Genomic DNA, 22,167 nt, shown 5'->3' with positions numbered 1-22,167 from the left:
GCCATCGTGCTCGACGTGAACTTCTTCGACCAGCTCAAGATCGGCCTGGCCACCGCGGACGACATCCGTACGTGGAGCCACGGTGAGGTCAAGAAGCCGGAGACCATCAACTACCGCACGCTCAAGCCGGAGCGTGACGGCCTCTTCTGCGAGAAGATCTTCGGTCCCACCCGGGACTGGGAGTGCTACTGCGGCAAGTACAAGCGCGTGCGCTTCAAGGGCATCATCTGCGAGCGCTGCGGCGTCGAGGTGACCCGTTCCAAGGTGCGCCGCGAGCGCATGGGCCACATCGAGCTCGCCGCTCCCGTGACCCACATCTGGTACTTCAAGGGTGTCCCCTCGCGACTGGGCTACCTGCTCGACCTGGCGCCGAAGGACCTCGAGAAGGTCATCTACTTCGCCGCCTACATGATCACCGCCGTCGACGAGGACTCCCGCCACCGCGACCTGTCCTCGCTCGAGGGCAAGGTCGGCCTGGAGCGCGAGCGCCTCGAGAAGCGCCGCGACTCCTCCCTCGAGGACCGCATGAAGAAGCTCGAGGAGGACATGGCGACCCTCGAGGCCGAGGGCGCCAAGGCCGACGCGCGCCGCAAGGTCCGCGACGGTGCCGAGCGCGAGATGAAGCAGGTCCGTGACCGCGCCCAGCGCGAGATCGACCGCCTCGACGAGGTGTGGAACACCTTCAAGTCCCTCAAGGTCCAGGACCTGATGGGCGACGAGCTGCTCTACCGCGAGATGAAGAACTGGTTCGGCAAGTACTTCGAGGGCCACATGGGCGCCATGGCGATCCAGAAGCGCCTGGAGTCCTTCGACATCGAGGCCGAGGTCGAGTCGCTGCGCGACACGATCGCCAACGGCAAGGGCCAGAAGAAGGTCCGCGCCCTCAAGCGCCTCAAGGTCGTCGACGCCTTCCGCAAGACCGGCAACAAGCCCCAGGGCATGGTCCTGGACGCCGTCCCGGTCATCCCGCCGGACCTGCGCCCGATGGTCCAGCTCGACGGTGGCCGCTTCGCCACCTCGGACCTCAACGACCTCTACCGCCGCGTGATCAACCGCAACAACCGCCTCAAGCGGCTGTTGGACCTCGGTGCGCCCGAGATCATCGTCAACAACGAGAAGCGGATGCTCCAGGAGGCCGTCGACTCGCTGTTCGACAACGGCCGTCGTGGTCGCCCCGTGACCGGCCCGGGCAACCGCCCGCTCAAGTCGCTCTCCGACATGCTCAAGGGCAAGCAGGGTCGCTTCCGTCAGAACCTGCTCGGCAAGCGCGTCGACTACTCCGGCCGTTCGGTCATCGTCTCGGGCCCGCAGCTCAAGCTGCACCAGTGCGGTCTGCCCAAGCAGATGGCGCTCGAGCTGTTCAAGCCGTTCGTGATGAAGCGCCTCGTCGACCTGTCGCACGCGCAGAACATCAAGTCGGCCAAGCGCATGGTCGAGCGCGCCCGCCCGGTCGTGTGGGACGTCCTCGAAGAGGTCATCACCGAGCACCCCGTGCTGCTCAACCGTGCGCCCACGCTGCACCGCCTCGGCATCCAGGCCTTCGAGCCCCAGCTGATCGAGGGCAAGGCCATCCAGATCCACCCGCTCGTCTGCACGGCGTTCAACGCCGACTTCGACGGCGACCAGATGGCGGTGCACCTGCCGCTGTCGGCCGAGGCCCAGGCCGAGGCGCGGATCCTGATGCTCTCGACCAACAACATCCTCAAGCCGTCGGACGGCCGTCCGGTGACCATGCCTACCCAGGACATGATCATCGGCCTGTTCTTCCTGACGACCGACCGTGAGGACGAGCCGGGCGCCGGTCGCGCCTTCTCGTCGCCGTCCGAGGCGATCATGGCCTACGACAAGGGCGAGATCTCGGTCCAGAGCAAGGTCAAGATCCGCTTCAACGACATCGTGCCGCCGCTCGAGCTCGAGCTCGGTCCCGACTGGGAGGAGGGTCAGTCCCTGACCCTCGAGACCACGCTGGGCCGCGCGCTGTTCAACGACACCCTGCCGGCCGACTACCCCTTCGTGAACTACGAGGTGGGCAAGAAGGCCCTGGGCGCGATCGTCAACGACCTGGCCGAGCGCTACACCAAGGTCGAGGTCGCTGCCTCGCTCGACGCGCTCAAGGACACCGGCTTCACCTGGGCGACCCGCTCGGGCGTGACGGTCTCGATCGACGACGTCACGACGCCGACCAACAAGATCCAGATCCTCTCGCGCTTCGAGGAGCAGGCCGCCAAGGTCCAGAAGCAGTTCGAGCGCGGTCTGGTCACCGACGACGAGCGTCGCCAGGAGCTCATCGAGATCTGGACGGAGGCCTCCAAGGAGGTCGGGGACGCGATGGAGGCGACCTTCGAGCGCTCCAACCCGATCTACATGATGGTCGACTCCGGAGCCTCCGGAAACATGAACCAGATCCGTCAGGTCGGCGCCATGCGAGGCCTGGTGGCCAACCCGAAGGGCGAGATCATCCCGCGCCCGATCAAGGCCAACTTCCGTGAGGGCCTGTCGGTGCTCGAGTACTTCATCTCGACCCACGGTGCCCGCAAGGGTCTGGCCGACACCGCGCTCCGCACCGCCGACTCGGGCTACCTGACCCGTCGTCTGGTGGACGTGTCGCAGGACGTCATCATCCGTGAGGACGACTGCGGCACCGAGCGTGGCCTGCCCAAGGTCATCGGTGTCAAGGGCGAGGACGGTGTCGTGCGCAAGGACGACAACGCCGAGACCGCCGCCTACGCCCGCTCGGCGTCCAGCGAGGTCACCCACCCCGAGACCGGCGACGTGCTGGTCGAGGCGGGCGGCGACCTCGGTGACGTCAAGATCGGTGAGCTCGTGGCTGCCGGCGTCGAGGTCGTCAAGGTCCGCTCCGTGCTGACCTGTGACGCCAAGACCGGCACCTGCGCCAAGTGCTACGGCCGCTCGCTGGCCACCGGCAAGCTGGTCGACATCGGTGAGGCGGTCGGCATCATCGCCGCCCAGTCCATCGGTGAGCCCGGCACGCAGCTGACCATGCGCACCTTCCACACTGGTGGTGTGGCCTCGGCCGACGACATCACGCAGGGTCTGCCCCGCGTGGTCGAGCTCTTCGAGGCCCGCTCGCCCAAGGGCCGGACCCCGATCTCGGAGTCCGCCGGTCGCGTGGAGATCGAGGACACCGACAAGTCCCGCAAGGTGCTCGTCACCCCGGACGACGGCTCGGAGGTGCAGGAGTACCCCGTCTCGAAGCGCTCGCGCCTCAACGTCGAGGACGGCCAGCACATCGAGGTCGGGCACCACCTGACGTCCGGTACGCCGGACCCGCAGGACGTGCTGCGCATCCTCGGCGTCCGCAAGGCGCAGGAGCACCTCGTGGACGAGGTCCAGGCTGTCTACCGCAGCCAGGGCGTGTCGATCCACGACAAGCACATCGAGATCATCGTGCGCCAGATGCTGCGTCGCGTCACGGTCATCGAGTCGGGCGAGACGAACCTGCTCCCCTCCGACCTGGTCGACCGCACGCGCTTCGAGGAGGAGAACCGTCGGGTCGTCTCCGAGGGCGGCAAGCCGGCCTCGGGTCGTCCGGTCCTCATGGGCATCACGAAGGCCTCGCTCGCGACCGAGTCGTGGCTGTCCGCGGCCTCCTTCCAGGAGACCACCCGTGTCCTCACCGACGCGGCGATCCACGGACGCTCCGACTCGCTGCGTGGCCTGAAGGAGAACGTGATCATCGGCAAGCTGATCCCGGCCGGCACCGGTCTGGAGCGCTACCGCAACATCCGGGTGGAGCCCACCGAGGAGGCCCGCGCTGCGGCCTACTCCGTCACGGGCTACGACTCCTACGACTACGAGTTCGGCAACGCCGGCTCCGGTCAGGCTGTTGCGCTGGACGACTTCGACTTTGGTTCCTACCAGAACTAAGCGCTAGTCCGACAAGGCCCGCCCACGCTCGCGTGGGCGGGCCTTGTCGCGTCGAGATCCAGTCGGGGACGTGGAGCAGCCCCCGGCCGGGCTGCAACATCGCGCCGACTCGGCGTACGGGCTGCAACATCGCGCCGACTCGGCGTCCCGCTGGAGGCTCTTCACCGCCTGGGTGGGAGAATCGAGGGGTGAGCAGCGCACCTTCCCAGACCGACGTCCTCGTCGTCGGCGCCGGTCCCGCCGGATCTGCCGCAGCCGCTTGGGCGGCCCGGGGTGGGGCCGAGGTCGTGCTGACCGACGCTGCGGTGTTCCCGCGCGACAAGACCTGCGGAGACGGGCTCACACCACGGGCTACGGGTGAGCTGATGAAGCTCGGCCTGGAGGACTGGTTGCGCGCCCACACGGTCAACCAGGGCCTGCGTGCGCACGGCTTCGGTCAAACCCTGCTGCTGCCCTGGCCGGGCGGCAACCTGCCGTCCTGGGGCAGTGCGGTGCCCCGCATGGAGCTCGACGACCACCTGCGCACGACGGCCATCAAGGCGGGCGCGACGGCGGTCGACGGGGTCCGCGCCGTCGACGTACGCCGCGAGGGCGACCGTGTCGCCGCCGTCGTCTTCGAGCGGGGCGGGCGCGACGGTGAGCGCTTCGAGATCACCTGTCGTCGGCTCGTGGTCGCTGACGGCGTCCGCTCGCCGCTGGGCAAGGTGCTGGGCCGTGAGTGGCACCGCGACACCGTCTACGGCGTCGCCGGTCGCGCCTACATGGACTCCACCCGCGCCGACGACCCGTGGATCAGCTCCCACCTCGAGCTGCGCGGTGAGGACGGCGAGATCCTCTCCGGCTACGGCTGGCTCTTCCCGCTCGGCGACGGGCAGGTCAACGTCGGCGTCGGCACGCTGGCCACCGCCAAGCGTCCCGCCAACATCGCGATCAAGCCCCTGATGAGCTTCTACGCCGACGAGCGACGCGAGGAGTTCGGCCTGTCGGGCGAGCTGCGGATGCCGACGTCGGCGCTGCTGCCGATGGGTGGGGCCGTCTCCGGGGTCGCCGGCCGCAACTGGGCACTCATCGGCGACGCCGCCGGGTGCGTCAACCCGCTCAACGGCGAGGGCATCGACTACGGCCTCGAGACGGGCCGTTTCGTCGCGCAGATGATGACCGAGACCGACGACCTCTCCGAGGCGTGGCCGGCGATGCTGCGCGAGCACTACGGCGAGTCCTTCTCGGTCGCGCGCCGCCTTGCCGGCTTCGTCACCGTGCCCCGACTGCTGCCCACGCTCGGACCGGCCGGCATGCGCTCGGACTGGCTGATGACCCTGGCGCTGCGCTGGATGGGCAACCTGGTCACCGACGAGGACCGGGACCGCTCGGCCCGGGTCTGGCGCTGGGCCGGGCGTCGCTCCCTGGCGCTCGACCACCGGCCTCCGTTCACGTGAGCACCCCGCGCGAGCCGTGGTACGGCGCCACGATCGCGCTCGGGAAGGTCGTCCTGCGCTCGCTGCGGGTCACGACGCGCTGGGAGGGTGACGAGCACGTTCCGGCCACGGGTCCGGTGGTGCTCGCAGCCACCCACGTGTCGTTCCCCGACTTCGTCTTCATCGGCCGCTCCCTGCTCGACAGCGGCCGGCGGGTGCGCTTCATGTGTCGGCACGAGATCTGGGACGCCCCGGTCGCCGGCCGCGCGATGGAGCGCATGGGGCACATCCCGGTCGACCGGAAGGCCCCGGCGGCGGCCTACCTCCAGGCCAGGCGGCTGCTGGGCGAGGGGGAGGCGGTGTGCGTCTTCCCCGAGGGCGGGATCTCGGCCGCCTACACGACGCGCGCACTGATGCCCGGTGCGGTGGCGCTGGCGCGGGAGAGCGGCGCGCCCCTCGTGCCGGTCTGGCTGTGGGGAAGCCACCGGCTGTGGCCCCAGAAGCGGTCCCTCGAGGAGCCGTTTCCGCGGCCGGACCTGACCCGCGGTCGCCTGGTCGACGTGCGCTTCGGAGCACCGGTGCACGTGGCCCCGGGGGCGGACCTCGTGGAGACGACGCGCGACCTCGGCCGTCGGTTGCACGCGGGACTCGAGGCCCTCCAGCGCCTGCCCGAGCACCGGCCGCGACCGGGGGAGCGGGCGCCGTGGCATCCCGCGCACCTGGGCGGTCACGCCGTGGAGCGGCAGGCGTCCTTCCTGCTCGACGGGATGCCCCGGTCGGCCGTGCAGCCGACCTGGGGGCCGGGCCTCGGGGACCGGGAGCCGTAGATTGGCGCCCATGCGGGAGCAGATGCAGCGGGTGGCCGCCTATGCGGTGATCCTGCGGGACGGCGAGATCCTGCTCAGCCGGTTGGCGCCGCGCCTGGCCCGCGAGGAGCTGTGGACGCTGCCCGGTGGCGGACTGGACCACGGTGAGGACCCTCGCGACGCGGTCGTGCGGGAGGTCCAGGAGGAGACCGGCCTCGCGGTGACCATCGGGCCGACGGCGCACACCTTCTCCTTCCACCAGCCCGATGCCTGGCGCAAGGGACGGCGCGCCGACGCGCACAGCCTGCGCATCGTCTACGACGGGTGGGTGCCGGTCGACGCGCCCGCCCCGCGCGTCGTCGAGGTCGACGGCTCGACCGTCGACGCGGCCTGGCACCCGGTCGCCGACGTCCTGGCCGGCACGGTCCCGACGGTGGGGCTGGTCAAGGAGGCGCTGGCGGCCCACGAGCCGGCCCGGCTCCAGCGCACGGCCGCCTACGCCCTGCTGGTGCGTGACGACGCGGTGCTGCTGACCCGGGTGTCCCCGCGCGGGTTCCACACCGGGTCGTGGGCGCTGCCCGGAGGCGGGATCGACCAGGGGGAGGCGCCCCGCGACGCGGTGTTGCGCGAGGTGCGCGAGGAGACGGGTCTGACCTGCGTGGTCGGTGAGGTGCTCGTCGTCGACGACGAGCGGGTCCGGGGCACCGCCCCCTCGGGTCGCGACGAGGAGTTCCACGCCATCGGGATCGTCTTCCGGGCCACCCTGCCCGACGGTGCGGACCCGCTCGCCCTCACCGTCGAGGACGGCGGCACCACGGACGCTGCGGCGTGGGTGTCGCTCGCCGACGTGACGTCAGGCGCCGTGCCGGTCGTCTCGCTGGTGCACGCCGCCCTCGCGGCGCGGGAGGGCGGTCAGCGCGCGTAGTGCGCCGCTGCCACCTCGCACAGGTTGAGCCGTGGGTCCGGGTTGTTGACGACGTCATAGCTCGACACGAGCAACCACCGCTCGGCCTGCCCCACCCGCAGGCGCAGGCGCAGCGTCCCGTTGCGCGGCATCGGCACGGGGCCGAGCATCGCCGGGACGGTCTGGCCGTAGGTGTAGGTGCGCGTGGCGACGTGGTCCTCCACCCATCCCTCACCGGTGACCCGCTCGACGTAGAGGTCGGCGTCGGCGGCGTCCGGAGTGATGCTGAGCGTCTGCGCGGCCCCCGTGGGGTCCACCTCGTCGCGGCACTCGAGACTCAGCTCCCCGAAGCCCGGGATCCGCGTGGTCTGACGGTCGTGGCCCACCGCGTCGGCGGAGCCGCGCCAGGTGATGCCCGCCCGCGTGTCGAGCTGGGTGGTGACCACGGCGTCGATCCGGCACGAGCGGTAGTCGGCCGGGTGGCGGAAGCCGTTCCAGAACCAGGAGAGCTCGAACGTGGTCACCGGCTTGGGTGCGAACGCGGTGCCCGGCTGGTTGCGTCCCGGCCGCTGGCTGATGATCCCGTTGATGGTGCCCGAGGAGTAGTTCTCGATGGGCGTGCGCTGGTTGAGCCCCTCGGACGCGTAGTAGCCCGTGCCACCCGTGCCGTCGTCGAGGGCGTGCGCCCAGCGGTAGATGCGCGGGGTCTTCACCGCGACGACCTTGTGCTCGTTCTTCACCTCGAACTTCTGCAGCCACATCTGGGTCTCGAGACCCCGGTCCTCGGTGTGCAGCCTGATCATCGTCGCGTTGCCCTTGCAGATGAGCGCGAGCTCTCCGATGCCCGGGACCACGGCGTTCCTGGAGTAGACCTTGCGCCGGGTCGAGGGGTCCCACGAGACGGTCACGTGCTGCACCAGGCTGCGGGCGGTCGAGGAGCTGCGGACCTCCGAGACGGCCGGAGCCTCGCGCTCGGCCGCCCCGGCAGGGACCGACGCCGGCAGGAGCAACCCGGTGGACCCCAGCAGGACCAGGGCGAGCAATGCCGGCAGCAGCCGTCGCAGGGGTGTGCGCATGGCGCTAGAACGGCGCGACGGCGAGCTCGCACAGGTTGAGCCGCGCGTTGCCGTTGTTGGTCACGTAGTAGGAGGACACGATGAAGCGCCGCTCGATCCCGCCGACTCTGAAGAAGAGCCGCACGATGCCGTTGCGAGGCATCGGGATCGGCCCGACCTTGCCGGTCTCGGGGTCGAACCCCTTAGAGAAGGGATCGACGTGGTCGTCGACGTCGCCCTCGCCGGTCACGATCTCGGCGTAGACGTCGGCGTTGTCCACGTCCGGCACGAGGCTGATCGACTGGATGCCGCCGGCGCGGTCGTCGTCGGTGCCGCAGCGCACGTTGAGCTGCCCGATCGAGGGCAGCAGGGAGCTCTGGAGCACGTTGTCGACCGCGTCGGCCTCCCCGTGCCAGTTGACGCCCAGGCGGGTCGGGAAGGTCGTCTTGAACACCGCGTCGAACTGGCAGAAGCGGTACTGCGCCGGATGGTGGAAGCCGTTCCAGTACCAGTTGAGGCTGAACGACGTGACCGGCGGCATCGGTGCCCCTGCCGCAGCCTGGTGTCGTCCCGGGCGCTGGCTGATGATGCCGTCGACGTAGCCCGAGGAGTAGTTCTCGATCGGGTAGACCTGGTTGAGGCCCTCGTGGGCGAAGGCACCCGTGCCGCCGGTGCCGTCGTCGAAGGCGTGCGCGTAGCGGTAGATCCGCACGGTCTTGACCGCCACCACGTTGCGCTGGTTCTTGACCTCGTGCTTGGCCAGCCACATCTGGGTCTCGGCCGAGCGGTCGGCGGCGAAGAGCCGGATCATCGTGGTGTCGGGCTTGCAGACCAGGGTGACCTCGCCGATGCCCGGGATGGTGGCCGACTTGGTCCGGACCTGCTTCTTCCACGCGCCGTTCCACTTCAAGGTGACCTTCTGGACCCGGCGTACGGCGGTGCTCGTCGCGCGTGCCTGCAGCCGCGGGGCCGGCCCGCCCGCGACGGTCCCGAGACGTGCCGTCTCCTCGACCCGGGCCCCACCGTGGTCGGCGTCGGCCCGCACGGCCGTGGTCCCGACCGTTGCCAGGGCGGCCGTCAGGACGGCCACCACCAGGGTGGCGGAGCGGGACGCGATGCTCATCGAGCCGGCTTCTCCTCGGGCTGCTGCTGCGGCGCCTGGGTCGTGACCTCTTCGTCGGGGCTGACCAGGATCACGGGGGTCTCGCCCCGCAACCAGCTGTTCTGCAGGGTGATGATGTTGGCCGGCAGGCTCACCAGCCGGGCGTCGGTCGCGAGCCTGTCGGACTGGTTGACGTAGAACGTGAGGAACTCGTTGACCTCGCGGCGCTGCAGCGACCGGGTGGTGGTCGTGATCAGCAGCTGCCGGGCGAGCGGGTACTCACCGCTGACGATCGTGCGCTGGCTGGGGAAGATGCAGTTGCGCTCCCCATCGGGCAACGTGATCTCGAAGGGCCGCAGCTGGTCCTCGTAGAGCTCGTAGTAGCTGAACCGGAAGAACGCCACGTTGCCGCGGGTGCCGTCGATGACGCGCTTGGCGTCGCGGGCCAGGACGAAGAGCTCGAGTGCGGCGGCCCGTCGCTCTGCCACCCGGTTCTTGGCGTCGCGAGCGGCGTCGCGGGCGACGAAGGCGTCGGAGAGTCGCTGCTGGTCGCGCGCCTTGTCCTCGGGCGACCGCTTGTCGCGGATCCCCTTCTCCACCTCGGCCTTGGCGGCCCTGACCTCGGCAGCCGCGTCGCGCAGCACCTGCGCGGCGACCTCGAGCTGGCTGTTGAGCTCGGTGCGCTTGCGGGCGCGCTCGGGGTAGCGGTCGGCGAGCGCGTGCTCGCGGGTGTCGCCCACGACCCAGATGCGGGCGCCGTTGTCGGAGTCAAAGGCCCGGTAGTCCGAGCGGAGGTTGGTCAGGCTGGGCTCGGGAGCGTCCAGGACGTAGCGCCCGAAGAAGCCGAAGGCGTTGTTGTCGGGGGTCGGGCCACCGGTCTCGAGGCGCACGTCGTCCAGCGCGAGCTGGGACCAGCTGGTCACCGGCGAGCCGGCGCGGAAGATGTCCTGGACCTGCTGGGTGGTCAGGCAGTCGCCACCCACGTCCGTCTCGGACTTGATCGCGAGCACGACCGCGTCGGCCGCGACCTGGAACTGCACGACGTCCAGCCCGACGGCACGGCACGCGTCCCACTCGGCGCGGCTGATCGGGCGCGAGGAGTCGACCAGGTCGATCTCGCCGGCGCACAACCGCTGGAAGGCCCGGTCCTCGCCGGTCTCGGCGAAGGTGACGTCGGTGGTGCTGCCGTTGAACTCGTAGCGACGGGCCGCCTCGGCGGTCAGCGAGCCGCTGGATCCCTCGATGTCCACGACACCGCCGGGACGGCTGGGCAGCTCGGCGTTGCGCTTGTTGATGAGCTCCTGCTCGTCGGTGTTCTGCCGGTAGCGCGCCGCTTCCTGCTGGGCGACGGTGTCCGTCGCCTCAGGGGTCTGGTCCGAGCAGGCGCTCAGGGCCAGCAGGGCCGTCATCAGGAGTGCGACGAGGGCGTGCGTCCGACGGGTGCTGCTCATCACTGGGCTCCCTGGCTGGTGGTGCTGCCGGTCGGGCTGGTGACGAGACCGTTCTCGTCGACGCTGTCCTCCGGGGGGTACTCGTAGCGCTTGCCCAGCCGGACGACCTCGAAGTCGTCGAGGTGCAGGCCCTGGAGCTCGTTGCCGTTGAGGTAGGTCGCGGTGACGTCCCGCTGGGCATAGAGGGTCGGGACGGCGGCGCGGTCGACGACGATGGCCCCGTAGGTGCGCAGGGCCGCGACGATGGCGTCGGCGTAGCGACGCTGCTGGGCGGTCATCTTGATCGGCTTCTTGGTCAACGGGTCCACGGGGCGGGGCGGGACGACGTCGGCCTTGAGGCGGATCCGAGCACCCTCGGGGATCGAGCGCTCGTTGCCGTTGCCGTCGGTCGAGGACGCCGGCTGGACGAACCAGTTGGCGGCCGGACCGGGGAGGCTGATCGCCAACGCGTGGTCGATCAGTCCGGCCTCGAGCTCGTCGGGGCTGATCAGCCCGGCGAAGAGCGGCAGGCCGGACCCGCGGGCGCTGACCACCTGGGGAGCGCCGTAGCCGGTCCCGTTGAGGTCCCACTCGCGCATGAAGTGGTAGGAGATGCTGCCGTCGGCCTCCCGGCGGGCGCGCCAGAGGTCGTAGGCCACCGAGCTGGTGGTGTCGAAGATCGTGAACCACCCGTCGTAGCGCGGGTCAGGGTCCACGTCGGCGGGGATGTTGAGCACCACCGTGTCGTCACCGTCACCGCACTTGATCTGGCGGCACACCACGTCGGTGGGCTCGCCGCCGGCCACGACGGCCGTGGTCCAGGCCTCGGTGTTGATGTAGACGCCCTCGGTGATCTCCCGGTCACACAGGCGCAGGTCGTTGCCGGCGTCGGCCTCCTCGCACACGCCGACGCGGATCTTGGCGAGCCGGATCATCTCGTCGGAGGCGGGATCGAGATCGTTGTCGTCGATGCGGTTGTTCCACGGGGACTTCTCGCTGAAGAACCGCTGCTCGGTGACGATCGTGCCACCGTCGCCGGTGACCGGGTCGATCGTGACCTGGGTGCCGGCGCTGGCGTCCACCTCGGCCGCCGACCGACCGGAGGGCTCGTCGTCGCCGCCGCACCCGGCGAGGGTGAGAACGCCCGCCACGACCAGCGCGACGAGGGCGTGGCGCCGCCCGCGGCGACCGCCGACCTGGCTCGTCATGACGGCGAGGGGAGGTCGTGGGCCACGGAAGCCTCGGCGTCGGAGGTCTCGACGGACTCGGCGAACCGGGACAGGGAGGTGTTGATCTCGGTGAGCTGCTGGCCCTCCGCGGCCGATCCGGCAGCATCACCGGTGCGCATGCGGGCCGCCGTGATGATGGCGTGCGCCTCGCGTCGGGCGTGCAGGCGGATCAGCTCGGCGTCGAGCTCTGCCTGGGCCGTCACCAGCTCGCAGCGGCGCGCCGTCTCGAGCTCGACGGCCTCGAGGTGACGCACGTGCGCCTCACCGGCGCGCTGCATGCGGTCGATGACGGTCGCGGCGACCTCCTCGACCGAGGCGGCCAGGTGGGGCAGCTCCTCGGCCAGGGAGTCGGCCGGCAGCGGTGGCGGAAGGGGTACGTCGACGGGGGCAGCGAGCTGCTCCGGCTCCGGCAGGGGCTCCGGCAGGATCTGGGCCTCGGCGACCGGTTCCGGCAGGGGCTGGGGCTCCTCCTCGGCGACCGGCTCCGGCTCCACGAGGAGCTCAGGCTCCTGCTCGGCGACCGGCTCGGCGACCGGCTCGGCGACCGGCTCGACGACCGGCTCGGGCGCGACGGGCGCCAGGAGTGCGGGCGCTGCTTCGTCCTCCTCGACGACGTCGGTCACGAGGGGAGCGGTGAAGTCGACGCGGCCGATGCGCTCGTCCTTGGCACTGGTGGCCAGGATGTCGTCGAGGGACGGCGGCGGGCTGATGGTCTGGCCCGGGTGCGTGGTGGTCATCGGTCTGCCCCCTCCACGGGAGTGGTGGTGATGCCCTGTCCGGGGATGGACACGGCGGCGGGGTCCTGGTCGCCGAGGGAGTCGGCGCCGCGGCGGAAGCCGGAGGGCACGCTGACCAGGACGTAGCGGTCGGTGCGGTAGGCCTCGGTGAGGAAGGCGTTGCTGCCGTCGACGGCGTCCTGGTAGAGGTTGCTGAGCAGGTCCTCCGAGGAGCCGGTCGAGAGCAGCATGTAGTCGACGTGTGCCGCGGGGTCCTTCGCCGCGGTCAGCCACGGGCCGTCGGACTTGTCCACACGGTCGAAGAAGAGCGCCGGGTCGCCGGTGAGCAGGATGACCGCGGACGTCTGCGCGTTGTCGGTCAGGATCGAGCTGTTGAGGGTCACGTTGTCCTTGATCCAGGTCGCCATCGCCTGCTCGGACACGTAGCCGACGGTGGAGCCGTCCGGTGTGGTGGCGCCCTCCTGCGACTGGCGGGTCGAGACGGCGGCGGCGAACGTGGACTCCAGGCCCTGGTACTTGTAGGTCTTCATCGCCTGGAAGGTCCACGGGATGCTGATGATCAGTCCCGCCACCAGCAGGGCGCTCACCAGCGTGGCGCCGTCGCCCGCGGAGCGGGCCAGCCAGATCGCGCCGATCATCGAGAACAGCAGGATCGGCAGCGCGTTGCGCAGGACCATGGGCGAGTCGGTGAGCTTGAGGGCCACCGAGAGGGCCGGGACGATGATCGAGAGGAAGAGGATCACGGCCAGCCACAGCGCGAGGCTGTTGCGACGGGCGATCCCCGCGAAGACGAGCGCGGGCAGGACGACGATGGCGATGGGTGCGCCGTAGAGGACCAGCCTGCCGGTGTACTCCAGCAGCTCGACGGCCGAGAAGCTCTCGAGCCCGCCGGAGGAGGCCGAGTCGCTGCTCGCCGTGATCCAGTTGAAGGGCTTGAGGACCAGGATCAGGTTGAAGGCCGACCACAGGGCGATGACGTAGACCGTCGGGGCGGCGAACCCCACCGTGGTGCCCTCGATCTCGGTGCCGTCGGCGCCGAGCCGGGCCAGGATCGCCCCCACCATCACGGCGCTCACGACGAACCACAGCAGGCTGCTGTAGCCCGAGAGCGCGGCGATCGCGAAGGCCAGGCCCGCGATCATCACGAAGCGGATGTCGGCGGTGACGTACCACGCGAAGAGCGCACCGAGCGCGGCCACCACGAAGGCCAACCACATGAAGTGGCGGGCACCGCTGGCGGCGTACAGGGCGATGAGCGGGTTGAGCCCGAAGGCGACCAGGACGATGACGCGCAGCGGGGCGAGGACCTGCGCTCGGCGCATCATCGTGTTGAAGATGACCATCGTGAAGGCGGCGAACACGGAGGAGGCCAGGGGCACTGCGATCAGCGAGCTGGCCAGGGCGGGGACGATCGTCAGCGGCGAGATCAGCAGGATCGTCAGCGGCGGGTAGTCGAAGCCGACCGAGGAGAGCTTGGGCGGGTCGTTGTGCCAGATCATCAGCGCGCGGTTGAACCGGTCGAGGGTCTCGAAGCCCACGACGTGCATGTCCACCACGAGCCAGTAGCCGAACCAGGTGTAGGCGACCAGGAACAGGCCGAACACCAGGGCGCTCTCCCACCAGCGGCGCTCGATGTCCTCCGGGCGCCGACCGACGGACTGGACGACCCCGGCCAAGCGCTCGCGGGTCGTGACGACGTGCACCGTGGCGACGTCGGGCTCCGGCTGGTCGAGCTGGGCGGTCATGAGGACCCCTCGTCCAGGCCGTGCTCGGTCTTCTCCCAGTAGAACGGGTTGGTGAAGAGCTGGATGAAGCCCTTCCAGGCAGCCCAGCTCATCAGGCCCCAGTAGAGCGGGGAGAGCAGCGCGGTGCGGGTGATGCCGAACTCCCCGCGCTGGAGGCTGCCGGCGACGTTGAGGTAGACGAAGATGAAGTTGCCGATGAAGAGCATCGCGCTCGCGGCGTAGAAGACGATGCCGGGGAAGAGCTGCTCGATGAAGCCCCACTGGGTGAGCACGTAGAGCGTGGTCAGGCCCCAGAAGATGGGGTTCATCAGCAGGACGAAGGCGGAGCCCATGGTGAGGTTGAAGCTCATGAAGCCGCGCAGGCCCGTCTGCGAGAGCAGGCTGAACGGGTTGCGCATGTGGACCAACCAGGTCTGGTAGTAGCCCTTGTTCCAGCGCGAGCGCTGCCGGATCCAGTTGCCGACGTTGGAGTTGGCCTCCTCCAGCGTGGTGGAGTCGATCATCGCCGTGCGGTAGCCCTCGCGGTGCAGACGGATGCCGAGGTCGGCGTCCTCGGTGACGTTGAAGGGGTCCCAGGCGCCGAGCTCGCGCAGCGTCGAGGTGATGAAGTGGTTGGAGGTGCCCCCCAGCGGGATCGGCGACTCCGAGGCACCCATCGCGGGCAGCACCAGCTCGAAGTGCATGGAGTACTCGTTGGCGAACCAGGCGGTCAGCAGGTTCTGGTCCTGGTTGAAGTGGTTGAGCTTGGCCTGGATGCACACGACGTTGGCCGGCACGTGGTCGAAGGCGAGCAGGGCCTTCTTGAGCTGGTCCGGGTCCGGACGGTCCTCGGCGTCGAAGATCACGCAGTGCGTCCCCGTGGCGAGCTGCAGCCCGTAGTTGCAGGCCTTGGGCTTGGTCTTGGGCAGGCTGTCGGGCACGACGACGAGGTGGAAGTGCGGCGGGAGCTGCAGCGAGATGATCTTGTCGATCGTCTCGTCGTCGTCCTCCTCGCAGAGCAGCTTCACGTCCAGACGCGTGCGGGGGTAGTCCAGTGCGTTGATGTCACGCACCAGGCGCGGGACGATCCCGGCCTCCTTGTAGAGCGGCACGAGGATCGTGTAGATCGGCAGGTGGCGCTCGTCGACGGAGGCGATCTCGGCGTCGGTGACGTCGGTCTCCAGGTGCGTGCCCAGGGCGCGCAGGGTGAGGCGGAACTTGTAGACCGACACGATCAGGTAGACGAAGCTGCAGAAGCCGACGATGCCGATCAGGGTGTTGACCGGCCAGACGACCCCGCACAGCACGAGCGCGACGATCGTCATGACGAGCAGGGCCTTCTGGGTGCTCGTGATGACGACGTGGGCCGACGACTCGGGCCGGCTCTCCATGAGGCCGCGCGTCGAGATCTCGGCGTAGTGGGCGCTGTGGACCCGCTGGATCAGCTGGTCCAGCTCGGTGCGGTTGGCCAGCAGCTGGCGGAACGGCGATCCCAGGGCCCGCTCGACCTCGGTGACGTCGTCGTCGACCAGGGGGCGTGCCACCGCGAGCAGGACGACGTCGTCCGTCTCCGCGACGGGGATCGCCTGGAGTCGGAGCGCGAGGGGCTCGGGCAGCCGGCGGGCCACCTCCAGGTCCGGCTCGAAGTCGCCCAGGCCGACGCGCTGCATCTGGTGCAGCTCCGACAGGGCGGCGACGAGCACGTCCTCGCTGATCGACTCGTGGGACACGAGGATGTCGCCCAGCGGGTCGCCCGTGCGCGCGTACTCCAGCATGGCGCGCTGGAGCTGCTCGGCGGTGACCAAGCCGCTTCGGGTGAGCATCTGTGCCATCTGCATCCGCGCCCGACGTGCCTCGGCGGTCTCGACCTCGGACTCGACGGGAGGGTAGGCCTCGTCGATCGCCGCGACGATCTCGTTGACGGTGTGGCGGACCAGCAGCACCGGTCGGTCGATGCGCTCCGCGACCACCTGCTCGGTGATGGCGTCGTCGGCGTCGGCGGCCGCGACCAGCACGGTGCCGTCCTCCTCGCCGTAGGGAAGGACCCGGAAGGTGCGGCAGATCCCCTCGGGGATCAGGTGGCGCACGTCGGCGTCGACGCCGTCGCCGATGCGGGTCGCGGTGCGGACCGCCGTGCGGGTGGTGGCGTGCGCCTGCGCTTGGGGCTGGGCCTGGGTCTGAGGGGTCGTCACTGGGCGCCTGCCCCGAAGCCGGAGGCGGCCTGACCGGAGCCTGCGGGGCTGCCCGGACCGGACGACGTGGTGCTGTGCGCGCGGGGACGCATCACCGTGTAGGCGACGAAGGCCAGCAGCAGCGCGAGGAGAGGTGCGATGAGGAACGCCAGGAAGACGACGGCGAAGATGACGAGCGTCAGCAGCACGCCGACCGAAGCGGCGCCGACCGACTTCCCGGCTGGACGTGACGCGGACGTCTGGACTGTCATGCGTCCATCGTCTCGGACCGGCACCTACGCCGGACCCACGTCGGGGTAACAGTTGGGTGTTACCGAGAGGGCTCTGACCAGGGCTTTCGTGTAGAACCCGTGAAGAAGGAGCGCACCAGCTCGCCGTAGGGCGAGGGGGTGCTCCCACTTCCACGGGTGAGTGACACCGGCTCGTCGTCGTGGGCGGCCCAGACCCAGAAGAGCGTGCCGACCTGGTGCCTCCGGGACCAGGCGAGGTAGGACGCCAGGTCGCCGCCCCGGGGGTCGGTGGGGCGGAGGTCGGTGGTGACCACGGGCACCACGTCGGCCAGCGGCGCGACCACGGAGTCCCAGCAGCGGGCGTCGGCGCAGGCGCCGGTGCCGTCCAGGTGGAACGCCGCGACGAGCTGGTCGTCCTCGGGCGCGAGCTCGCGCCAGTGGGTGAGGTCGGTGCCGTCGGCGAGCCCCGGGAGCAGGATCGGCTGGGGGGCGCCGGCGTCGCGGATGGCCCGCACGATCCGGTCCATGCCCTGCGCGGGAAAGGTCAGGCCCCCGTGGGGCGGAGCGTCACCGTCCTCGACGGGTGCCTCGCACCCGCCGTCGCGCCAGCAGAGCCAGGTGGGCTCGAGGACGCGGCGATCGGCCGCGTCCGTGCGGGACCCGGGGGAGTCGAAGGCCTCGAAGAGCACCGAGGGGTGACCACGGAAGGCGGTGGCCACCGACGACCAGAACACCAACGACTCGGAGTCGGGCATCGTCAGGCTGACGTACTCGTCGGCGCCCAAGCGCTTGCGGCTGTGCAGGTCGAGGACGACCACGAGGCCGGCGCTGTTGAGGGTGTCGACGAATCCGCCGACGGCGGCGCGGTAGTCCTGCGTCGTGCGCTCGTCCTGGGCGTCGCTGACCGGCGCGCCCCGGGTCCCGAGCCAGCAGTCCTGGTTGAGGGGCAGGCGCACGGTCGTGGCGCCCCAGGCCGCGATCGAGGCCGCCTCGTCGGCGGCCGGGTCGGCGCCGGGCGCCAGGTCGAGCATCGAGAGGCCCCAGCCCTGGGCACAGGCGTACTCGAAGCTGCTCCAGGTGACGCCCCGAGGCACGAACTCCCGGCCGGTGCGGCTGTCGACGAGTCGCTGGTGGTCCACGACGGGGCGGGGGGCGGGGACGCCGCCGCCACCCTGGCCGGCCCCGGCGTCGGCGAGGGTCAGGGCCGCAGCGCCGCTGCCGAGACCGACCAGCAGCGCCACGGCCAGCGCCCAGCGCGTCACCAACGACATGGAAGGCCCCCCTCTCCGGCGTTCATCGTAGGGCCGCGGGCACCGGTGGGTGGGGTCTCTTGGATATCTTGAGGTCGTGACCGAGACCGTCTTCACCTACGCCTCACCCGCCCTCAAGTTCGGATCGGGGGCGTCGGCGGAGATCGGCCACGACCTGGCCGGCTGGGGTGCGCGAAAGGTGCTGCTGGTCACCGACCCGGGCGTCGCCGCCACGGGGCACCCGGCGCGCATCGCCGACCAGATGGCCGCCTTCGACCTGACGGTCACGACGTACGACGGAGCGCGGGTCGAGCCGACCGACGAGTCGCTCGACGCGGCCATCGCCTTCGCCCGTGACGCCGGCCCTTTCGACGCCATCGTCGCGGTGGGTGGCGGGTCGGCGATCGACACGGCGAAGGCCGTCAACCTGCTGACGACCAACCCGGGTGTGCTGATGGACTACATCAACGCCCCCGTGGGCAAGGCCCGGGCGCCGATCAACCCCCTGCTGCCGCTGGTGGCCGTGCCCACCACGACCGGCACGGGCAGCGAGAGCACCACCATCTGCGTGCTCGACGTGCTCGCGCTCAAGGTCAAGACCGGCATCAGCCACGCGCTGCTGCGACCGCGTCTGGCGGTGGTCGACCCGTCCCTCACGCTCACGCAGCCGACGATGGTGACCGCGGCCTCGGGCATGGACATCCTCTGCCACGCCCTCGAGAGCTACACCGCCCGGTGGTACGCCGACTTCGACGCCAAGCGCCCCGAGCAGCGGGTGCCCTACTGCGGAGCCAACCCGGTCGCCGACGTCTGGTCCGAGAAGGCGTTGTCGATGCTGGCCGGCTCCTTCCGCGCCGCGGTCCGCGACGGCTCCGACACGACCGCCCGCGAGCAGATGGCCCTCGCCGCGACGTTCGCCGGGCTCGGCTTCGGCAACGCCGGTGTCCACATCCCGCACGCCAACGCCTACCCGATCGCCGGGCGGGTGCGCACCTTCCGTCCCGAGGGCTACCCCGACGACGAGGCGATCGTCCCGCACGGCATGGCCGTCTCGCTGACCGCCCCCGAGGCCTTCCGCTTCACCTTCGACGCCGCTCCCGAGCGGCACCTCCACGCAGCCCGGCTCCTCGAGCCTGACCTGCCGGCGGGTGCCGAGGGGCCAGACGTGCTGCCGGGGGTGCTCGCCCGGCTGATGCGCGACATCGGCATCCCCAACGGTCTCGGGGAGGTCGGCTTCGGCGAGGGCGACGTCGGGGACCTCGTCGCCGGGGCGCTCCAGCAGCAGCGCCTGCTCGCCACGGCACCCAAGCCCGTGACCGACGACGACCTCGCGACCGTCTTCCAGGGCTCGATAGAGCACTGGTGAGCGCTCCCGACCTCGTCGCCGAGCTCCGGCGCCGCGGCGTCACCGACGTCGACGACTCCGTGCTGGCGCGCGCCCTCTACTCCTCCGACGCCTCGCTCTACCGGGTCGTGCCGCAGGTCGTCGCGCGACCGCGGCACCAGGACGAGCTGGCCGCCATCCTCGACGTCTCGCGCATCGCGTCGGTGCCGCTGACGATGCGCGGCGCCGGCACCTCCATCGCCGGCAACGCGGTGGGGGAGGGCATCGTCGTCGACGTCGCCCGCCACCTCCACCGGATCGTCGGCATCGACCCCGAGGCGCGCACGGCGCGGGTCGAGCCGGGGGTCGTGCACGCCAACCTCCAGGCCGCGGCCGCCCCGCACGGGCTGCGCTTCGGGCCCGACCCGTCGACCCACACCCGCTGCACGATCGGCGGGATGATCGGCAACAACGCCTGCGGCTCCCGGGCACTGGGCTATGGCCGCACCTCCGACAACGTGGTCGACCTCGACGTCCTCTTCGGCACCGGCGAGACCGACGTGTCGTCCCGCCTGGCCGAGCTGACCGACGCGCACCTCGCCCACGTGCGCACGAGCTTCGGGCAGTTCTCGCGGCAGGTCAGCGGCTATGGCATGGAGCAGCTGCTGCCCGAGCACGGCCGCCGGGTCGATCGCCTCATGGCCGGCTCCGAGGGCACGCTCGGCCTGGTCCGCGAGGCGACGGTGTCGCTGGTCGCCGACGAGGCGCGGCACCTGCTGGTGCTGGGCTATCCGTCGATGATCGAGGCGGCCGACGCCGTCCCCGCACTGCTCGCGGCCGAGGACCGTGGTGGGCCCACGGACTCCGGTGCCCGCCTCGTGGCGTGCGAGGGCATCGACGCCCGGATCGTCGACCTGGTCCGCGCCCGTCGCCCCGTGGCCGAGCTCCCGGCCGGCGCCGGCTGGCTCTTCGTCGAGGTCTCCGGCCCCGAGTCGGAGGCACTGCTCGGGCGGCTCGCCGAGGTCTCCGGCGCGCTCGGCACCCGCCGGGTGCGCGACGCGGCCGAGGCCGCCGACCTGTGGCGCATCCGCGAGGACGGGGCAGGCCTCGCGGCCCGCAGCCTCAGGACCCCGGCCTACTCCGGCTGGGAGGACGCGGCGGTCCCTCCGGCCCGGCTCGGTGCCTGGCTGCGCGACTTCGACGAGCTGCTGCGCGAGCACGGCCTCGACGGCGTCCCCTACGGGCACTTCGGTGACGGCTGCGTCCACGTGCGCATCGACTTCCCGTTCCACGACGGCGACCAGGGACGCCAGGTCTTCCGCGACTTCCTGGTCGCCAGCGCGCACAAGCTCCGGGAGCACGGCGGCTCCCTGTCCGGCGAGCACGGTGACGGGCGCGCCCGCTCCGAGCTGCTGCCCCTCATGTACGACGCCGAGTCGATCGCGCTCTTCCGCGCGGTCAAGGCGATCTGCGACCCCGACGACCTGCTCAACCCCGGGGTGCTGGTCTCTCCGGCGCCCTTCGACGCCGACCTGCGTCCCGGCCGGCCGCGGCTGCCGGTGGTGCCGCTGCTGCGGATGACCCACGACGGTGGCTCGCTCGGCGACGCCGTGCACCGGTGCACGGGGGTCGGCAAGTGCGTGGCCGCCTCGACGGCCGGCGTGATGTGCCCGTCCTTCCAGGCCACCCGGGACGAGAAGGACTCCACCCGCGGCCGCGCCCGGGTGCTCCAGGAGGCGCTCGACGGCACCCTCGTCGAGGGGCTCGCCGACCCGGCGGTCCACGAGGCGCTCGACCTGTGCCTGTCCTGCAAGGGCTGCGCGTCGGACTGCCCGACCGGCGTCGACATGGCCACCTACAAGGCCGAGGTGCTCCACCAGACCTACCGCGGCAAGCGCCGGCCCCGCAGCCACTACACGCTCGGGCGGCTGCCGATGTGGGCCGACAAGGCCGCGCCGCTCGCCGGCGTCGCCAACCGGCTGATGAAGCTGGGCCCGGTCGCCCGGCTCGCCAAGGCCACGGCCGGGATCGACCAGCGCCGCTCGATCCCGTCCTTCGCCCCCCGGACGCTGCGCAGGTCGGTCCGCTCGCAGGACGCGGTCACGACCCCCGACGTGTGGATCTGGGCCGACTCGTTCACCGACCACTTCCACCCCGCGTCCGGCATCGCTGTGATCGAGGTGCTGGCAGCGGCCGGACTGACCGCGCGGGTCATCCCCGACGACGCGTGCTGCGGGCTCACCTGGGTCACCACCGGGCAGCTGGACCGTGCCCGGACGATCATGGGCCGCACGGTCGCCGCGCTGGCGCCGTACGTCGCCTCCGGCGTGCCGGTCCTGGGCCTGGAGCCCTCGTGCCTGGCCACGCTGCGCAGCGACGCCGTCGAGCTCAGCGACGACCCCCGCGCCGTCGAGGTCGCCGGCGGGGTGCTGACGCTGGCCGAGCTCTGGGAGAAGCTGGCCTGGCCGCTGCCGGACCTCACCGGCGTCGAGGTCGTGGCCCAGCCGCACTGCCACCACGCCTCGGTGCTCGGCTGGGAGGCCGACGCACGCCTGCTGAAGTCCGCCGGCGCGACGGTGACCAAGGTCGCCGGCTGCTGCGGCCTGGCCGGCAACTTCGGCATGGAGCAGGGGCACTACGAGGTCTCGGTCGCCATCGCGGAGACCAACCTGCTGCCGGCGGTGCGCTCGGCGCCCGACGCGGTGGTGCTGGCCGACGGGCTGTCCTGCCGGGTGCAGCTCGACGACCTCGCGGGCGTCCCGGCGATGCACCTGGCAGAGCTGCTGGCTTCTAGGATCACCCGGTGAACCCACGCACCCGTCGACTGGTCATCCCCGTGGCCCTGGTGGGCCTGCTGCTGCTCGTCGTCGTCGCGTCGGTG

15 protein-coding genes are annotated in these 22,167 nt (G+C 71.0%); 6 read left to right on the top strand and 9 right to left on the bottom strand.

The window, feature by feature from the left end:
• The first annotated feature begins 6 nt into the window (after positions 1-6).
• The 4 genes from AAG827_RS01265 (at position 7) to AAG827_RS01250 (ending at position 7,034) form a co-directional block, all read left to right on the top strand.
• The gene (locus tag AAG827_RS01265; protein ID WP_341923960.1) at positions 7-3,888 is read left to right on the top strand and encodes a DNA-directed RNA polymerase subunit beta'; all 3,882 of its coding nucleotides are present in this window, start codon (positions 7-9) and stop codon (positions 3,886-3,888) included.
• A 188-nt stretch (positions 3,889-4,076) separates the two neighbouring features.
• Positions 4,077-5,324 carry a geranylgeranyl reductase family protein gene (locus AAG827_RS01260; RefSeq protein WP_341923959.1) on the top strand — a complete coding sequence of 416 codons (1,248 nt, stop codon included), beginning with the start codon at positions 4,077-4,079 and terminating at the stop codon, positions 5,322-5,324.
• Positions 5,321-6,130: a lysophospholipid acyltransferase family protein gene (locus AAG827_RS01255; protein ID WP_341923958.1), complete on the top strand. Its 810-nt coding sequence runs from the start codon at positions 5,321-5,323 to the stop codon at positions 6,128-6,130. Before AAG827_RS01260 ends, AAG827_RS01255 begins: the two co-directional genes overlap by 4 nt.
• A 10-nt stretch (positions 6,131-6,140) precedes the next feature.
• Positions 6,141-7,034, top strand: a complete 894-nt coding sequence (locus tag AAG827_RS01250) for an NUDIX domain-containing protein (protein WP_341923957.1) — start codon at positions 6,141-6,143, stop codon at positions 7,032-7,034.
• Here AAG827_RS01250 and AAG827_RS01245 read toward each other — a convergent pair.
• The 9 genes from AAG827_RS01245 to AAG827_RS01205 are packed head-to-tail and all read right to left on the bottom strand — an operon-like array spanning position 7,022 to position 17,983.
• Positions 7,022-8,089, bottom strand: coding sequence for a hypothetical protein (locus AAG827_RS01245; RefSeq protein ID WP_341923956.1), 1,068 nt, complete (start codon positions 8,087-8,089; stop codon positions 7,022-7,024). The two genes, AAG827_RS01250 and AAG827_RS01245, sit on opposite strands and share 13 nt — an antisense overlap.
• A gap of 4 nt (positions 8,090-8,093) precedes the next feature.
• The gene (locus AAG827_RS01240; RefSeq protein WP_341923955.1) at positions 8,094-9,191 is read right to left on the bottom strand and encodes a hypothetical protein; all 1,098 of its coding nucleotides are present in this window, start codon (positions 9,189-9,191) and stop codon (positions 8,094-8,096) included.
• Entirely contained in the window at positions 9,188-10,621 is a 1,434-nt protein-coding gene (locus AAG827_RS01235) for a substrate-binding domain-containing protein (protein WP_341923954.1), read from the bottom strand. Before AAG827_RS01235 ends, AAG827_RS01240 begins: the two co-directional genes overlap by 4 nt.
• Positions 10,621-11,808, bottom strand: a complete 1,188-nt coding sequence (locus AAG827_RS01230; protein ID WP_341923953.1) for a hypothetical protein — start codon at positions 11,806-11,808, stop codon at positions 10,621-10,623. The genes AAG827_RS01235 and AAG827_RS01230 overlap by 1 nt, the downstream gene beginning before the upstream one ends.
• On the bottom strand, positions 11,805-12,566 hold the full coding sequence (locus AAG827_RS01225) for a hypothetical protein (RefSeq protein ID WP_341923952.1): 762 nt from the start codon (positions 12,564-12,566) through the stop codon (positions 11,805-11,807). The genes AAG827_RS01230 and AAG827_RS01225 overlap by 4 nt, the downstream gene beginning before the upstream one ends.
• The gene (locus AAG827_RS01220) at positions 12,563-14,311 is read right to left on the bottom strand and encodes a hypothetical protein (RefSeq protein WP_341923951.1); all 1,749 of its coding nucleotides are present in this window, start codon (positions 14,309-14,311) and stop codon (positions 12,563-12,565) included. The genes AAG827_RS01225 and AAG827_RS01220 overlap by 4 nt, the downstream gene beginning before the upstream one ends.
• Complete coding sequence (locus tag AAG827_RS01215; RefSeq protein ID WP_341923950.1) at positions 14,308-16,482, bottom strand: glycosyltransferase; 2,175 nt, start codon at positions 16,480-16,482, stop codon at positions 14,308-14,310. The genes AAG827_RS01220 and AAG827_RS01215 overlap by 4 nt, the downstream gene beginning before the upstream one ends.
• Positions 16,479-16,733, bottom strand: a complete 255-nt coding sequence (locus AAG827_RS01210) for a hypothetical protein (RefSeq protein ID WP_341923949.1) — start codon at positions 16,731-16,733, stop codon at positions 16,479-16,481. Before AAG827_RS01210 ends, AAG827_RS01215 begins: the two co-directional genes overlap by 4 nt.
• 59 nt (positions 16,734-16,792) lie before the next feature.
• Positions 16,793-17,983, bottom strand: coding sequence for a cellulase family glycosylhydrolase (locus AAG827_RS01205; RefSeq protein WP_341923948.1), 1,191 nt, complete (start codon positions 17,981-17,983; stop codon positions 16,793-16,795).
• A gap of 76 nt (positions 17,984-18,059) precedes the next feature.
• Between AAG827_RS01205 and AAG827_RS01200 the strand changes: the two genes are divergently transcribed.
• Both AAG827_RS01200 and AAG827_RS01195 read left to right on the top strand, forming a co-directional pair.
• Positions 18,060-19,328 carry a hydroxyacid-oxoacid transhydrogenase gene (locus tag AAG827_RS01200; protein ID WP_341923947.1) on the top strand — a complete coding sequence of 423 codons (1,269 nt, stop codon included), beginning with the start codon at positions 18,060-18,062 and terminating at the stop codon, positions 19,326-19,328.
• Positions 19,325-22,093 carry an FAD-binding and (Fe-S)-binding domain-containing protein gene (locus AAG827_RS01195; RefSeq protein ID WP_341923946.1) on the top strand — a complete coding sequence of 923 codons (2,769 nt, stop codon included), beginning with the start codon at positions 19,325-19,327 and terminating at the stop codon, positions 22,091-22,093. Before AAG827_RS01200 ends, AAG827_RS01195 begins: the two co-directional genes overlap by 4 nt.
• Positions 22,094-22,167 lie beyond the last annotated feature (74 nt).

This window comes from Nocardioides psychrotolerans, assembly GCF_943371775.1.
In the GTDB taxonomy this organism is placed as follows: Bacteria; Actinomycetota; Actinomycetes; order Propionibacteriales; family Nocardioidaceae; genus Nocardioides; species Nocardioides psychrotolerans_A.
Note: the sequence above shows the minus strand (reverse complement) of the source record. Positions and strands in the feature narration are given on the sequence as shown.

Coding starts and splice junctions, on each gene's coding strand:
- AAG827_RS01250 (WP_341923957.1), top strand. CDS start 6,141: ATGCGGGAGCAGATGCAGCGGGTGGCCGCCTATGCGGTGATCCTGCGG.
- AAG827_RS01245 (WP_341923956.1), bottom strand. CDS start 8,089: ATGCGCACACCCCTGCGACGGCTGCTGCCGGCATTGCTCGCCCTGGTC.
- AAG827_RS01240 (WP_341923955.1), bottom strand. CDS start 9,191: ATGAGCATCGCGTCCCGCTCCGCCACCCTGGTGGTGGCCGTCCTGACG.
- AAG827_RS01235 (WP_341923954.1), bottom strand. CDS start 10,621: ATGAGCAGCACCCGTCGGACGCACGCCCTCGTCGCACTCCTGATGACG.
- AAG827_RS01230 (WP_341923953.1), bottom strand. CDS start 11,808: ATGACGAGCCAGGTCGGCGGTCGCCGCGGGCGGCGCCACGCCCTCGTC.
- AAG827_RS01225 (WP_341923952.1), bottom strand. CDS start 12,566: ATGACCACCACGCACCCGGGCCAGACCATCAGCCCGCCGCCGTCCCTC.
- AAG827_RS01220 (WP_341923951.1), bottom strand. CDS start 14,311: ATGACCGCCCAGCTCGACCAGCCGGAGCCCGACGTCGCCACGGTGCAC.
- AAG827_RS01210 (WP_341923949.1), bottom strand. CDS start 16,733: ATGACAGTCCAGACGTCCGCGTCACGTCCAGCCGGGAAGTCGGTCGGC.
- AAG827_RS01205 (WP_341923948.1), bottom strand. CDS start 17,983: ATGTCGTTGGTGACGCGCTGGGCGCTGGCCGTGGCGCTGCTGGTCGGT.